16 protein-coding genes are annotated in these 12,858 nt (G+C 63.4%); 7 read left to right on the top strand and 9 right to left on the bottom strand.

The features are described 5' to 3' along the window. Positions 1 to 7 precede the first annotated feature (7 nt). The gene (locus WA070_RS04860) at positions 8 to 907 is read right to left on the bottom strand and encodes a histone deacetylase (protein ID WP_422633022.1); all 900 of its coding nucleotides are present in this window, start codon (positions 905 to 907) and stop codon (positions 8 to 10) included. A gap of 56 nt (positions 908 to 963) precedes the next feature. Between WA070_RS04860 and WA070_RS04855 the strand changes: the two genes are divergently transcribed. Genes WA070_RS04855 through WA070_RS04845 form a run of 3 tightly spaced genes read left to right on the top strand, consistent with a single transcriptional unit; the run spans position 964 to position 3,469 of the window. Continuing rightward, a complete protein-coding gene (locus WA070_RS04855) occupies positions 964 to 2,409 on the top strand; it encodes a L,D-transpeptidase family protein (RefSeq protein WP_422633021.1) in 1,446 nt (481 codons plus the stop codon). Between the two features lie 6 nt (positions 2,410 to 2,415). After that, positions 2,416 to 2,742: a hypothetical protein gene (locus WA070_RS04850; RefSeq protein ID WP_422633020.1), complete on the top strand. Its 327-nt coding sequence runs from the start codon at positions 2,416 to 2,418 to the stop codon at positions 2,740 to 2,742. 52 nt (positions 2,743 to 2,794) lie between these two features. Then, positions 2,795 to 3,469 (top strand): murein L,D-transpeptidase catalytic domain family protein, encoded by a 675-nt coding sequence (locus WA070_RS04845; RefSeq protein ID WP_422633019.1) that lies wholly within the window; start codon positions 2,795 to 2,797, stop codon positions 3,467 to 3,469. A gap of 46 nt (positions 3,470 to 3,515) precedes the next feature. On the opposite strand, the gene WA070_RS04840 is transcribed toward WA070_RS04845, so the two are convergent. The 7 genes from WA070_RS04840 to WA070_RS04810 form a co-directional block, all read right to left on the bottom strand. Continuing rightward, positions 3,516 to 4,259, bottom strand: coding sequence for a hypothetical protein (locus tag WA070_RS04840; RefSeq protein ID WP_422633067.1), 744 nt, complete (start codon positions 4,257 to 4,259; stop codon positions 3,516 to 3,518). Between the two features lie 94 nt (positions 4,260 to 4,353). Next, positions 4,354 to 5,049 (bottom strand): ATP12 family chaperone protein, encoded by a 696-nt coding sequence (locus tag WA070_RS04835; RefSeq protein ID WP_422633018.1) that lies wholly within the window; start codon positions 5,047 to 5,049, stop codon positions 4,354 to 4,356. Then, positions 5,046 to 5,312, bottom strand: a complete 267-nt coding sequence (locus WA070_RS04830) for a hypothetical protein (protein WP_422633017.1) — start codon at positions 5,310 to 5,312, stop codon at positions 5,046 to 5,048. The genes WA070_RS04835 and WA070_RS04830 overlap by 4 nt, the downstream gene beginning before the upstream one ends. Further along, the gene (locus WA070_RS04825; RefSeq protein ID WP_422633016.1) at positions 5,309 to 5,968 is read right to left on the bottom strand and encodes an HAD-IA family hydrolase; all 660 of its coding nucleotides are present in this window, start codon (positions 5,966 to 5,968) and stop codon (positions 5,309 to 5,311) included. Before WA070_RS04825 ends, WA070_RS04830 begins: the two co-directional genes overlap by 4 nt. A gap of 13 nt (positions 5,969 to 5,981) precedes the next feature. Further along, a complete protein-coding gene (locus tag WA070_RS04820) occupies positions 5,982 to 7,430 on the bottom strand; it encodes an RluA family pseudouridine synthase (protein ID WP_422633015.1) in 1,449 nt (482 codons plus the stop codon). Continuing rightward, positions 7,427 to 7,813 carry a fluoride efflux transporter CrcB gene (crcB, locus tag WA070_RS04815; protein ID WP_422633014.1) on the bottom strand — a complete coding sequence of 129 codons (387 nt, stop codon included), beginning with the start codon at positions 7,811 to 7,813 and terminating at the stop codon, positions 7,427 to 7,429. Before crcB ends, WA070_RS04820 begins: the two co-directional genes overlap by 4 nt. 76 nt (positions 7,814 to 7,889) lie before the next feature. Further along, positions 7,890 to 8,645, bottom strand: coding sequence for a hypothetical protein (locus tag WA070_RS04810; RefSeq protein WP_422633013.1), 756 nt, complete (start codon positions 8,643 to 8,645; stop codon positions 7,890 to 7,892). A 158-nt stretch (positions 8,646 to 8,803) separates the two neighbouring features. Between WA070_RS04810 and WA070_RS04805 the strand changes: the two genes are divergently transcribed. Both WA070_RS04805 and rarD read left to right on the top strand, forming a co-directional pair. Further along, positions 8,804 to 9,025 carry a hypothetical protein gene (locus tag WA070_RS04805; RefSeq protein WP_422633012.1) on the top strand — a complete coding sequence of 74 codons (222 nt, stop codon included), beginning with the start codon at positions 8,804 to 8,806 and terminating at the stop codon, positions 9,023 to 9,025. A 29-nt stretch (positions 9,026 to 9,054) separates the two neighbouring features. Further along, complete coding sequence (gene rarD, locus WA070_RS04800) at positions 9,055 to 9,936, top strand: EamA family transporter RarD (protein ID WP_422633011.1); 882 nt, start codon at positions 9,055 to 9,057, stop codon at positions 9,934 to 9,936. Here rarD and WA070_RS04795 read toward each other — a convergent pair. Further along, the gene (locus tag WA070_RS04795) at positions 9,933 to 11,264 is read right to left on the bottom strand and encodes a dihydroorotase (protein WP_422633010.1); all 1,332 of its coding nucleotides are present in this window, start codon (positions 11,262 to 11,264) and stop codon (positions 9,933 to 9,935) included. The two genes, rarD and WA070_RS04795, sit on opposite strands and share 4 nt — an antisense overlap. A 77-nt stretch (positions 11,265 to 11,341) precedes the next feature. On the opposite strand from WA070_RS04795, the gene WA070_RS04790 reads away from it, so the two are divergent. Both WA070_RS04790 and WA070_RS04785 read left to right on the top strand, forming a co-directional pair. Continuing rightward, positions 11,342 to 12,079: a YgfZ/GcvT domain-containing protein gene (locus WA070_RS04790; protein ID WP_422633009.1), complete on the top strand. Its 738-nt coding sequence runs from the start codon at positions 11,342 to 11,344 to the stop codon at positions 12,077 to 12,079. Between the two features lie 35 nt (positions 12,080 to 12,114). Then, positions 12,115 to 12,840, top strand: a complete 726-nt coding sequence (locus WA070_RS04785) for a glutaminyl-peptide cyclotransferase (RefSeq protein ID WP_422633066.1) — start codon at positions 12,115 to 12,117, stop codon at positions 12,838 to 12,840. Positions 12,841 to 12,858 lie beyond the last annotated feature (18 nt).

Raw genomic sequence — 12,858 nt, 5'->3', positions numbered from 1 at the left:
TTCCACCCTACCCCGCCGCCCCCTCGGCCATACGGATCATGCAATCCGCGTGGCGGCTGGCCACGGCCATGCGGTCCTCGCCGTAGCCGCCGCCCATGGTGCTGGCGACCGGCACGCCTGCTGCCCGCGCTTGGCGCATGACATAGTGGTCGCGCGCGCCCAGGCCTGCGTCGGTTAGCGCCAGACGCCCCAGCCGATCCGCGCCATGGGCATCGATGCCTGCCTGATAGAGGATGAGGTCGGGCGCGAAGTCTGCCAACACTGGGGGCAGCGTATCGGCCAGCAGCGCCAGATATTCCGCGTCCTCCACCCCGTCGGGCAATCCGATGTCCAACGTCGATCTGGCCTTACGCACGGGGAAATTCTTTTCGGCGTGGATCGACAGGGTGAAGATGTCGCTGCGTCCGGCCAATAGCGAAGCCGTACCATCACCCTGATGCACGTCGAGGTCCAGGATCAGGATGCGCGCGGCGTCGCCCTCCGCGATCAGGCGATTGGCGGCGATGGCGAGATCGTTGAACACACAATAGCCCGCGCCCGTGTCGGCCAGCGCATGATGGCTGCCTCCCGCTGCATTGGCGGCATAGCCATGGATCATCGCCAACCGCGCCGCCGCCCATGTGCCGCCGGGCGACAGCAGCGAGCGGAGGCGGACGCGATCCGTTACGGCAAAGCCGATCCGCCTTTCTTTTTCGGGCGGGACCGTCAGCGTCATTACCTGATCTACATAGGCCGGGTCATGTACCGCCTCTATCCACGCGCGGGGCATTGGATCGGGCTGATGCACCGTAAAAGGCGCGCCGCTTTCGCGTAGCGCATTCATTACCAGCCCATATTTGTCGAAACGAAAGGCGCTGCCGGGTGTTGCGGGGGAGACATAGGCCGGATGGTGAACGACGTGCAGCATAATCTTTTCCGCTATCGTGATTTGAACGATGACCGCTTTGCGCTATCTGGTCCAGCATGAACCGTCCCGACATGATCCGTTTCCCGCTGGCCGCGCTTTTAAGCGTCGCCGCTGTCCCGGCCCTGGCCCAACCCCCGGCGGTCGTGCCCACGCTGGCGCCGCCTGCGCAGGTGCAGCCGATCCCACCCGTTCCGCTGCCCGCGCCGATCCCGCCATTATCGGCGGCGCAGGAAGCCTGGGCCAATGACTGGCTGAAAACCGGCGCAGCGCAAGGGCTGATGGCGCGGCAGAAGGCGACAGCGGCGCTGAGCGGAGACGCGTTGGTGAGCGCATTGCTCGACCGGGCGAAGGCGCTGGCGACAGGTCGGGTCGATACCGCCGATTTCCTGGACATCTGGGCCTTACGTCCTGCCATGGTCGATCCGCGTCCAGCACTCTCGCGTGCTGTGGCGGAAAATCGCCTGCCCCAATGGGCTGGCGCGCTGACGCCACCCTATTCGGGCTATGACACGCTGCGCAAGGGATTGGCGAAATATGAGGGGATTCGCGACAAGGGCGGCTGGCCTGTCTTGACCGCCGCGTCGCCCGCCGATGTGGTGCGCAAGCGCGTCGCACTGGAAGATGCCGCCGTCACGCCCGACGAGAAGCTGACCGATGTGCTGCAACGGTCGCAGCGGCGCTATGGCCTCAACCCCACCGGCCTGCTCGACACACGCACTCTGGCGGCGCTCAACGTGCCGGTGGAAGAACGGGTCGCCGCGATCATGGCGAATATGGAGCGGTGGCGCTGGATGCCCCGCACCCTGCCCGTCAACCGGGTGCAGGTGAACATTGCCGCCGCCGTGCTGACCGTCTTCCAGGGCGACCAGCCAGTCACATCGATGCGCGCGGTTACGGGCAGCCCGGACAATGCGACGCCGATGCTGACGTCCAGCATCCATTCGATCGTCGTCAACCCGCCCTGGAATGTGCCGATGTCGATTGCCAGGCGCGAGTTGTTTCCCAAGGGACGCGCGACGCTGATCAAGCAGGGTTACAAGATCGTCAAGACACCTGAGGGCGGCGAGCGCATTGTGCAGCCCGCCGGGCCGAACAGCGCGCTGGGGCGGTTGAAGTTCGACTTCGCTAACCCCTTTGCCGTCTATCTGCACGACACGCCGTCGCGCGGAAAATTCTCCAGCTATGACCGATTGGCCAGCCATGGCTGCATCCGGCTGGAAAAGCCGGTGGCATTGGCGGAATTGATGGTCGCGGCGAACCCTGACCTGAACGGCCAAATCCAGACGCTGATCGACGAGGGAAAAACGCAGCGCGTGTCACTGCCCAGCGAGGTCGCCGTCTATCTGCTCTACTGGACCGCCTTTGCCAGCAATAATGGCACGGTCAGTTTCCGCGCCGATCCCTATGGCTGGGACAAATTGCTGGCTCAAAAGATCGAGGCATCGAGTCGCCGCGTCGATCCGACCGCTGCCCCCTCCCCATCTCTCGCATCCAAGGACTAAACGCCCATGCGCCGCATCAACCGCACTATCGCCCTCCTGACGCTGGCCGGAGCGCTTGCTCTGTCCGCCTGTGGCAGGAAAGACGAGGATACCGGGCCTACGACCAATAATATGATCGAGCCGCCTGTCGAGAATGTCGTTATCGACGAACCCGACGCGACGCTGCCCGAACCATCGAACAATGCGGTAGCGCCCGAGCCAGCAGCGCCCCCATCGGTGTCGGAACAGCAGCAGATTCTCGACGATGCTGAAGCGACCGGCATGACGTCGCGCCTGCCCGACGGCGATAATGGCAGCCAGTCAGCCGGTGAAGCGAGCGGTACGGGGGAATGAGCCGCTTCGCCCCGGTCTTGGACCGGGGCAACAGCTTTGCTATATGAGGCGCATGAATCGCCGCAATTTTACGAAGTTCGCCCTGAGCGGACTCGCCTTTTCGTTTCTGTCGGACAGCATGGGTCGCGCCGCGTTGCCGATGGCCGCTCAACCCTCAGCGCCTGCTCCGGTTCCAGTAGTACCCCGCGCCGTGCCACCCGCTCCGGCAGTTCCCTATGCCGCGCTACTCGAACGAGCGAAGGCTGCACTCGACCATCACGCCGATTCGTTTACCCTGCGCGATCGGGTTGGCTTGGTCGATTTCAATGCGCCGTCCAAGGAATTGCGGATGCATGTCGTCGATTTGATCGGCGGGCAGGCGAGCAGCTATCTTGTCGCCCATGGGCGGGGGTCTGACCCGGCCCATTCGGGCTGGCTGCAGAGTTTTTCCAACGAACCCAATTCGCTCGCCAGCAGTTCGGGCGCATTCAAGACGGGCGAACAATATATTGGGCAGCATGGTCGCGCGATGCGGTTACTGGGCCTCGACCCGCAGAATAATAATGCGGAGCCGCGTGCCATCGTCATCCATGGCGCAGCTTATGTGAACGAAGAGCATGTTGCGGCCTGGGGAAAATGCGGTCGTAGCGAAGGCTGTTTTGCCGTTGCGCCCCATATGTTGCCGCAGTTGCTAGGCCTGCTAGGTCAGGGCCGCATGCTGTTTGCCGACAAGATCAACGCAGTATAAGGGAACATCCCCTCCCCCACCGATGGGGAGAGGGGATTAGCCTATATTATGCAGCCGGTGCGCCGGCCAAAGCCTGCGCGGCGGGCTTGTTGGCTGCGTCAGCAGAACCATCCGCCAGCATCGCCTTGCTCATCGTGACCGCCTCGGTCTTGACTGCGGCGTCAGTGCCGGTCTGACTCGCCCCGATCAGCGCGGACAGCAGGATATTCTTGTTGATAGGGTCTGCCGCTTTTTCCGCTACAGACTTGCGAGCAAGGCCCAACGCCTCCTGATAGAGCGGATCGGCCCCCGCCTTGTCCTGCGCACCCAGCTTCTGGTTGCCCAACTGGATCAGGATGCCGGCCAGAATATTGCGACTAGCCATGTCGGCAGGCTTGGCTTCCACCACCTTACGCCAGTGAGGCAGCGATTCGCCGTAGAGCGCGATCACCTTGTCCATCTGGCCCTGCGCGCCATAAGCGGCAGCGTCCGCGTACAGGGCATTAGCAAGGAAATTCACATTATCGATTTTGGATGGATCGGCCTGCACCGCCGTCCGGATCGCTGGCAGCGCCGCATCATATTTCGCAGTTGCACCGGCATTGTCATTCGCCTGCTGCGCCGTCTGTCCAGCGGTGAAGTCCGTCACTGCCTTATTAAAAGCAGCGATCTGTTCAGGCGTCATCTGTCCTGCGGCAGGGGCCGCCTCAGCAGCGGGCGCGGCAGGTGCGGCGGTCTGGGCCAGCGCTGGCGCGGCCAAGGCCAGTGGCGCGGACAGGGTCAAAAGGGCGATCAAAGCGGTTTTCGCCAACGTCAGGGTCTCCTTGGTCGTTGTACCAGTCACAGACGCAAATGCGCCTTCACCAGATATAATGAACGAAAGGACGCCCCGGTTCCCAGCCCAATCAGGGGCGGCTCATCCTGCAAAAGTCTCCAGCCATGGCAAAGTCGGCCCGGCGGCGCGCTGTTCGGGCGGCAGCTTCGGCGTCTTCGCCCCATCGTTCGACCTGCCAGGCATCGTCGATGTCCGCCGCATGCCAGATCGCGTCAGGATCGTGGCCGCCCTCAACGATAGCGAGTCCGCAGACCAGCGATCCACTGATTGTTACGAGGGTGGACAGCCCGGCCAGGGTGAACGGATCCTGCGCAAGGACTGCGTTACGCAAACGAAGCAGCATCTCTTCTGGCTGCGGCACCGGCAATATGCCCTGCGTCACGACGAATAGAACGTCATAGTGCGCCTGCGCCCAGTCGAGGAGCGGATCCCATGCGAACGCCTGCCGTGCGACCAGCGTCGCAGGTGCCTCTGCCCGGTAACAAAGCAGGTCGCTTTGCGCATAGCGAGCGACCTCCTCCCCAAAGGCCACATGATGAATGGCGATATGGTCGATGGCTGCGTTGGCCAGCCCCGTGACGGGCATCGTTCCGGGTTCGACCGTTTGGCCCTGCGCGCTCCATTCCTGCGCCACGGCTTCCGCCAGCGCCTCCGTCGGCAGGGCAAGCAAGGCGCGAGCCGGCGTGCGGACCGGGCGGCCGTCCAGCTGGATCGCAAAAGCATCGCCCGCCGGGACGATAGCCACATCGGTGTAGAAGCGCTTCATTGGGGCGGTTTCGTCCGAAACAGCGCCAGCAGCAGACGCGGCACGAGGATGAACTGAATCAAGCCAGTGACGACCATGATCGCGCCGAACGCCTTCGCCCTGTCGCCCTGCACCCAGGTAAAGCGCTGCATGATGGCGAGGAAGCCGAACATGACGATGAACGCGCCCGACAGGCGAAACAGGCCAATGGCGAAATGACGTTGGCGCGCGACCTTGTCCGGGTCGCCGGGCGGCTGCGTGTGCGGAAGGGGCGATTGGGTCATGGCGCGTCGATATGGCGGCGCAGGTCCGCTGTGTCCACTGCCACGGCCTGCGCGCCCGATGCGATGAGCAGGTCCGGCGCATGATAGCCCCATACGACGCCAAGGCTGCGCACGCCCGCCGCCAGACCCATGTCGATGTCGAAACTGGTATCGCCAATCATGACAGTGGTTTCAGGAAGCGCCCCGGCGTCGGTCATCGCGGTCAGCAACATGGACGGATGCGGTTTCGACGGATGGCGATCGGCTGTCTGGAGCGTGACGAAGCGGTCGATGATGCCATGATGGGTAAGACAGAGGTTCAGGCCGCGATCCGACTTGCCCGTCGCAACGCCCAGCATCCAGCCGTCCGCATGCAACTGCGCCACCAGATCGGCGATGCCGGGATAGAGTGGTTCGCATACGCCTTCTTCCCGCCGCATCGCCTGAAACGCCAGCTTGTAGCGTTCGGACAGATGATCGTGAAAATGCGCTTGGGCATCCGGCAGCAGACGGGCGATGGCGTTGGGCAACGACAGGCCGACGACCGACAATATGGCCGGGCGTTCGGGCGGCGTCAGCTTCGCCTCTTCGAACGCGCGGGTCATCGCGGTGCAGATGCTATGCTGGCTATCGACCAGCGTACCGTCGCAATCGAACACGACCAGCCGGTTGCTCATGCCGACATGCTCATCACTGGCCCCCGCGCGACCGCCGCTCGCCCTTGCGATCCTTGCGCACCTGCTTGGCATGTTGCCGCGCGAATTTCTTTTCATCCTCACGCGTTGGCGTCCGGTCGATTTCATCGTCCAGCAACAGGTCGCCCAGCGCCAGATCGAAGCCCATTTCCGACAGGCTGGCGGCGAAATGCGTCGGTAGTTCCGCCATCACATCGACCCGACCGCCATCGGGATGATCGACCCGGATGCGGCGGGCATGCAGATGCATCTTGCGACTGATGCTGCCCGACAGGAAGGAATCCTTGCCGCCATATTTGCCGTCGCCGACGATCGGATGACCGATCGCCGCCATATGCACGCGCAACTGATGCGTGCGCCCTGTGTGGGGTTGCAGCTCGACCCAGGCGGCACGATTGCCCGCGCGTTCGATGACGCGATACCGGGTGCGGGCGGGCATGCCGTCCGCTTCGTCCACATGCATTTTCTCGCCGCCCGTTCCCGGCTGCTTGGCGAGCGGCAGTTCGATCATGCCATCGGAAATGGATGGCACGCCGATCACCAGCGCCCAATAGACCTTGCGCGCAGTGCGACTGGAAAAAGCCTTGGCAAAATGCGCGGCGGCGCGGCTGGTCCGGGCAAGCAGCAATGCGCCGGACGTGTCCTTGTCCAGCCGGTGGACCAGCTTGGGCCGTTGTTCGGAGTTGAACATCAGGCCGTCGAGCAGCCGGTCGACATGCTCATCCGTCTTGGTGCCGCCCTGCGTCGCCAGACCCGGCGGCTTGTTGATGACGATCGCCTGCGCATCGCGATGGATCACCATTTCCTGTGCGAAGGCGATTTCGTCATCGGTCAGGTCAATAATGCGCTCACGCTTGGGCCGTTCGGCGGCGGGTGCCTTCGCTTCAGCGGGCGGCACGCGGATCGTCTGCCCATCGCTGACCCGGTCGCCCGGCGCAGCGCGCGCACCGTCAATGCGCAACTGGCCCGTGCGCGACCAGCGCGACACGATGTTGAAACCGACATCGGGCAGATGCCGCTGGAACCAGCGATCGAGCCGGATGCCGTCATCGTCAGGCTGTACCCGATATTGCCGGACATCGAGCGAGACGCCCTTGGCGGCGGCAGGCTTGGCCGACACGATCTTTTCGATGGCGGCCTGAACAGCAGGTTGCATGGCCGACTTGGTCTTGGCCGCTGGCTTTGCGCCGGATTTCGCCGCGCCACGAATTGGTGGCTTATAGGATGATTTGCCACCGTCGCCTTTGCGCGCGGTTGCGGCCTTTGCTCCGCCACGTGCGCGGCCGGGTGGTCCCGATGGCTTGCCCGCCGCAGATTTGCCGCCAAAGGATTTGCCTGCGCCCGGCTTACCGCCAGCGGGCTTACCGGGGGATGCAGGCTTTCCGCTGCGCGGACCAGTGCCGGACGACGGACCGTCGCTCTTGCCAGGAGGACGCCCCTTCATGCCACGACACTCCGCATCGTCATCAAACCTATGCCCAACGCCGCAATCGCACCAACGACGGATGCCAATATATAGCCCATCGCCATCATAGGCTGGCCGCGTTCGATCATGAGGAAACTTTCAAGGCTGAAGGCGGAAAAGGTTGTGAAGCCGCCCAGAACGCCGACGCCCAGCAATAGACGAATGGGTTCGCCCGATACTGCACTGCCGCGCGCCAGCCATCCGGCGAGCAGGCCCATGGCGAACCCGCCGATAAGGTTGGCGGCTAACGTACCCCAGGGCCAGGTCGCGCCGGGTGTCATATGGGTCGCGAAACGCCCCAATTGGTAACGCAGCGCCGCCCCCAAAGCGCCGCCACCCATTACTAGAAACATATTGGTCATGCCGTCCGCCCTACAGGCAAATGACGCGAAGGGAAATGGCGGCCTTCCCGCTTATTTCCGGCAATCCGTCCGGGGACTAGCGACCATTGTCGGCGATGATGTCAACGCCGGTCTTGCCTCCCGGCGCATCGGTCAGCACGATGAAATAGGCGCTGCCGTCTCCCTTGCGCGTGCCGCCCAGCACATGGTCGCCGCCCAGCAGCTTATGTTCGCCGTCATAGCCCGCGCGACGTGCCAAGGTGTAATAATAGTCCATCACCCCCTGTTTAGGGGCGGGCGTCACGAAACTGACGGCGCGCAGGGTGCAGCCATCCTTCTGCGCCCCGGCCGCTTCGGTCAGTTGCGCGCCGGGATAGAGGGCGAAAGGTTCGGGCAGGCGTTGCGCCCATTCCATGCCATAGGCCAGTTTCCTGGCGCAGCCTGCATTGCCGCCGTTGCGTTGCGCCTGTTCGCGCGCGACTGCGCCCAGTGTGACTGCAGAGGCCATTGCCGCGCCTTCGCTGGCGGCGGGAGCGGAGAGTAATTTCCCACCCGCCTGCCGCGCGGCTTCGGCCTGCGCCTTGCGCGCATCGCCCGCCAGCATCGGCACTGCGCCAGTCGCTGGCTTGTCGGCGGAACGCACGGCGTTGCGGTTGGATTGACCGACCAGTTGCGGATCGACCACGATCGGATCGGCCAGCGCGCCCTTAAGCGCAGGATCGACCGCATTATTGGTGAGCTGCGCGTCGAGCGCGGCGAGATTGGCGTCCTTGTCGCCCTTGCCACAGGCGGCCAGCCCCAGCAGGAGCGGCAGTACCATAGGGTTGCGGGAAACAGACCGGATCAGCGCCATTCTTCACTCCTTCGTAAACAAGGCATGAAGAGTGCGGGTTAATTTTTCGTTAGGACTTTTGGTGAATCACGCCGTTTTTACGCGCACAAGCCAATTTGTGGTCATTGGCATGACGGGCAGGCTTGTGGGCGAGCGGACAAAGCGCCATTTGTAGAACCATGCTTAACATATTTTCCGCTTTCATTGGCATCGTCACCCTCATCCTGATGATCCCGGCCGTTTTTCCTCTTCTGGGCGCACTGAACTGGCTGCTGGTGCCGATGGCGCTGTTCGGCGCGCTGGTCGGCATGATGTCTTCGCGCAATGGCGGACGCAATTTCTGCCTGCTGGTCGCCGCCTTCGGCGCGCTGCGGCTGTTCCTTGGTGGGGGCATTTTCTGACGCCTTTGCCAAGCGAAAAGGACAGGACAGTGCGCAACGGCCTGCTGGCCGGGTGCGCCGCTTATGGCCTGTGGGGGCTGCTGCCGATATTCTTTCGGCTGCTGCATCATGTCGATCCGGCTGAGATCGTGACCCAGCGTATCATCTGGTCGTTGCTGCTCATCCTGATGCTGCTGGCGGTGCGCCGGAGCCTGACGCCCTTATGGACGGCCGTGCGCGACAAGCGCCTAGTCCTGCCGCTCGCCGGGTCGGCGGCCCTGATCGCGCTCAACTGGCTGACCTATGTCTGGGCAGTCAATGACGGTCATGTGGTGGCCGCGAGTCTGGGCTATTTCCTGAACCCGCTGGTCGTGGTGGCTTTGGGCGTAGTTGTGTTGAAGGAAAAGCTGCGCCGGGGGCAGATAGCGGCGATCGGCATCGCGGCGATTGGCGTCGTCATCCTGGCCATATCGGCGCTGACGACATTATGGATCAGCCTGACGCTGGCCTTCACCTTCGCCTTTTATGGCCTGTTACGCAAAGTCACGCCGGTCGCGCCTATGGTCGGACTGGGCGTGGAAACGCTGCTGCTTGCGCCTTTCGCAATCGCCTATCTGGCGTGGCTGTCCATGCAGGGCGGCGTCAGCTTCGGGCAGGATGGCGCGACGACGGCGCTGCTCGTCATTTGCGGTGTCGTCACCACCATCCCGCTGGTTCTGTTCGCTACGGCCGCGCAGCGTTTGCCGATGTCGATGCTGGGGTTGATGCAATATCTGGCCCCGACGCTGCAATTTCTATGCGGCATACTCTTGTTCGGCGAGAGGCTGACGACTGGCCAGATGGCCAGTTTCGGCCTGATCTGGACCGGCCTCATCCTGTTCGTGGCGGACAGTCTGGCCACTGCCCGCCGCAACCGCATCGCCGCCGTTTAAGCGAACTGCGTCGCTTCGAAGCGAACCGGCTCCCCGATCGCGGCATCAATCAGAGCATCCTCCCACATCACGCGGTGGCCGCGAACGATAGTGCCGACCGCCTTGCCGGTCAGGTCCATGCCCTCGAACGGCGACCAGTTGCAGCGCGATGCGAGCCACGCGCTGTCCACCGTCCAGCGCTTTTTCAGATCCACGATGGTGAAGTCGGCATCATAGCCGGTCGCGATGCGCCCCTTGCCCACCAGCCCGAACACGCGCTGCGGACCCGATGAGGTCAGTTCGATGAAGCGACGCAGCGACAGCCGCCCCTCCGCCACATGGTTGAGCAGCAGCGGCACCAGCGTCTGCACGCCCGGCATGCCGCTGGGGCTGGTTGGATAGGGCTTGGCCTTTTCCTCGATCGTGTGGGGGGCATGGTCGCTACCCAACACGTCGGGCACGCCCTGGTTCAGCCAGAACCACAGGCCATCGCGATGCGCGCCAGACCGGATCGGCGGGTTCATCTGCGCATAGGTGCCAAGGCGCGGATAAGCGTCTTCCCCCGCCAGCGTCAGATGCTGGGGCGTGACCTCGCACGTCGCGATGTCCTTGTTCTGGCCGATATAGCCCAGTTCGGCTGGCGTCGTGATGTGCAGGATGTGGATGCGGCGGCGTGCCTGACGGGCGAGGCCAATGATGCGCCTGGTGGCGATCATAGCGCTTTCGTCGTCGCGCCATATGGGGTGGGAGGATGGGTCGCCCGCCAGCGCATGGGCCTTGCGCGCATTCATCCGCGTCTCGTCCTCGGCATGGATGGCGACGCGGCGGGTGCCGCTGGCCAACACGCGCGACAGAGCGTTATCATCGTCCACCAACAGGCTGCCGGTCGATGCGCCCATGAAGATCTTCACCCCCGCCGTGCCGGGAATCCGCTCCAGTTCCTTGAGCTGTTCGGCATTGTCCGCCGTCGCTCCAACGTAAAAAGCATGATCGCACCACATACGATGATGCGCGCGCGCCAGTTTGTCATGCACCCGTTCCGCCGTATCCGTGTTGGGGTTGGTGTTGGGCATTTCGAACACGGCGGTGATGCCGCCCAGCACGGCGGCGCGGCTGCCCGACTCCAGATCTTCCTTATGCTCCAGTCCCGGTTCCCGGAAATGCACCTGACTGTCGATGCAGCCCGGCAGGACGTCCAGACCAGTGCAGTCGATGACTTCGCCCGCATCGCCCAGCGCCGATCCGATCGCCACGATCTTTCCCCCGCGCACGCCCACATCCACCTGCTCTACGCCACCGGGCGTATGGACGGTGCCGTTCTTGAGGATCAGGTCATAGGTCTGGGTCATGGCGTTGTTCCGCTTTATGGTCCGTTCGTCTGGAACGACGGGTTGGATATGTTCGCGTCCTGTCCTACCTAAAGCCAATGACCGGCACCACCCTGCGCGATCGCGCCATCCTGAGAATTTCCGGCGAAGAGGCCAAACCCTTCCTGCAAGGGCTGCTGACGCGCGATGTCCTGACCCTTAAACAGGGTGAGCCGCGCTGGGGCGGGCTGCTCACGGCGCAGGGCAAAGCGCTGTTCGACATGATATTGTGGGCCGATGGCGACGATGTGCTGATAGATTGCGAGGATGCGCAGGCCGATGCATTGGCGCGGCGGCTGACGCTCTATCGCCTGCGTCGCAAGGTCGTGATTGCGCGTGAGGAGACGTTGGCGGTGCATTGGTCGCTTGATGCAACGGAAGCACCGCCCGATCCCCGCCTGCCCGCTCTTGGCCATCGCTGGATTGCGCCGCCGGACGAAGGCGGCGCTTCTGCGGCGTTCCGTGCGCATCGTCTGGCGTTGGGCGTGTTCGAGGGGGCGGAGGAACTGGGGCAGGACCAGACGCTGTGGCTGGAAACCAATGCACAGGAACTGGGCGGCGTGGATTATGACAAGGGCTGCTATGTCGGACAGGAAAATACCGCACGGATGCATTACCGGGCCAAGGTAAACCGGCGGCTGGTTGCCGTGCCGCTGAACCAGGCGGACGAAAAGCGCCAGCGCGCGGCTTTGCCGGACATGGACCTGTCGATCGAATTGCGGCGGGTGGAGGCGCTGGACCCGACCACCTTGCCCGGCTGGCTGGCTGCGGCGATTGCGGAGCAGGCCGCGGAATGAGCGCGACGCTTCAACGGCGGCTGTTGTCGCTGTTCATGGCCGTTCTGGCCTCGGTCTCCACCACCGCCCATGCCGACACGCCCTGGACGCTGGTTGCCACCTACCCCCATGACCCAGCCGCCTTTACCGAAGGTCTCTTCTTCCACGGCGGCGTTATGTACGAAAGTACCGGGCTTGAGGGACAGTCGGACATTCGCAAGGTCTCGCTCAAGACCGGCAAGGTGATCGAGCGCCGCGTGCTGGAACCGCGCTATTTCGGTGAGGGCATCGTCAATTGGGGCGACCGGATCATCAGCCTGACTTGGCGTCATCGGCAGGGATTCCTGTGGAACCTGAAGGATTTCAAGCCAGTCGGCGCTTTTCGTTACGAAGGCGAAGGTTGGGGCATGACTCAGGATGGCCGGTCGCTCATCATGAGCGACGGCACTGCGCAACTGCGCTTTCTGGACCCGGTCGAACTCACCGAGCAGCGGCGCATTACCGTGACCTGGAACGGGCGCGCGGTGGAGCGGCTCAACGAACTGGAATGGGTGCGCGGCGAAATCTGGGCAAACATCTGGTATGATACCCGGATAGCGCGGATCGATCCTCGCACAGGAGCAGTGATCGACTGGATCGATGTCGCTGCGTTGCGCAAGGCGGCTGGTGTGACCGACACCGAAGCGGTAGCGAACGGCATCGCCTATGATGCAGCGAAGGACAGAGTGTTCGTAACGGGCAAGAACTGGCCGAAATTGTTCGAAATACGGGTAGGGAAATAAGACAGGGACCGCTGGAGC

The organism is Sphingobium sp. (assembly GCF_049304695.1).
Taxonomy (GTDB): Bacteria; Pseudomonadota; Alphaproteobacteria; order Sphingomonadales; family Sphingomonadaceae; genus Sphingobium.
This window is presented reverse-complemented; position numbering and strand designations above follow the sequence as displayed.